This window comes from Mesorhizobium sp. M7A.F.Ca.CA.003.01.2.1 (assembly GCF_003998945.1).
Lineage (GTDB): Bacteria > Pseudomonadota > Alphaproteobacteria > Rhizobiales > Rhizobiaceae > Mesorhizobium > Mesorhizobium ciceri.
In genome coordinates this window covers 1,267-2,387 of record NZ_RZRA01000865.1, presented here as the reverse complement: position 1 = coordinate 2,387, position 1,121 = coordinate 1,267, and the positions used below count along the sequence as shown (strand labels likewise).

Here is a 1,121-nt window from a genome sequence, read left to right as displayed (position 1 = left end):
CCATAGCCTTCGCGGCCGAAGAGTTCGAGCGGCAAGGTGCCGCCGACGATGCTGGTGAGGCCGGAGCCGAGGCCGAACAGGAACACGAACACGAAGGCGCCGGGCAGCCATGGCGTGGTCAGCAACAGCGCACACAGCCCGGCCGTGAGCAGTGACGCGGCAATGACGGCAAGGTGCGTCTGCTGCAGCCGCCCGCCAAACAGCATGTTGATCAACCGGCTGGCGACCTGCGCCGGCCCGAACAGGGTCGAGACGAAGAGGCCTGCGGTGCCGAGCCCAAGGGCCGCCGTCAGCGGCACCATGTGGATGAGGATCGCCGACAGCACGAAGCCTTCGGTGGCGAACCCCGCCAGCATCAGCAGGAATGCGGCCCGGCCGCGCCGCGCATCGAGCGGCATTCCCGCTTCATCGGGGGCGGAGCCGCGCTCATGCGGCGTGACCGTTGCGTGGCGACGCGACAGGCGCATCAGCCAGGCGTGGATCGGCAGGCATAGGCCGAGATTGAGAGCGGCGAACAAAAGGTAGACCTCGCGCCATGTGAGATGCGCATGCAGCGCCGAGGTCAGCGGCCAGAACAGGGTAGAGGCAAACCCGGCGATCAGCGTCAGATGGGTGATGCTGCGTTGCGGCCGGGGAACCCCGACCTGCACGATCAACACGAAGGCAGCGCTGTAGAGGACGAAGCTGGAGGCCAGTTCCATCGCCAGCAATCCCAGAACGAAGCTCACGCGGCCGGGTGCGACGGCGCACAGCGCCAGCGCCACAGCCGCCGCGACCGAGCCGACGGTCATGAGGCGGCCGGCGCCGAAGCGGTCGGCCCACCGCCCGGCAGTCGGCGCGAACAGGCTGCCGGCAAACAGCGAGGCCGACAGGGCTGCGAATACCCAGCCTTCCGTGAGCCCGAACTCGCGTGCCATTGCCGGCGCCAGCATCGAGAAGCTGTAATAGAGCGTGCCGTAGCCGATGATCTGGGTCAGCCCAAGCGCCCAGATCGCCTTGCGCAGGACGGACCGGTCAGGCATCGATGCCGGCCGATACGGCTCTTCTCGGCTCGGCATCGGTTGCGCAGCCGCAACCCGATGCGCCGGTTGCCTTGGCGTCCGCATCCCTGACGCAGCAGG

The 1,121-nt window shown here is 68.2% G+C and carries 1 protein-coding gene; it reads right to left on the bottom strand.

Annotated features, from left to right (window positions below; genetic code table 11):
* The coding region (gene arsK / locus EN969_RS26835) for an arsenite efflux MFS transporter ArsK (protein ID WP_164758514.1) at positions 1 to 1,022 on the bottom strand (1,022 nt) is incomplete at its 3' end.
* Positions 1,023 to 1,121: the final 99 nt, after the last annotated feature.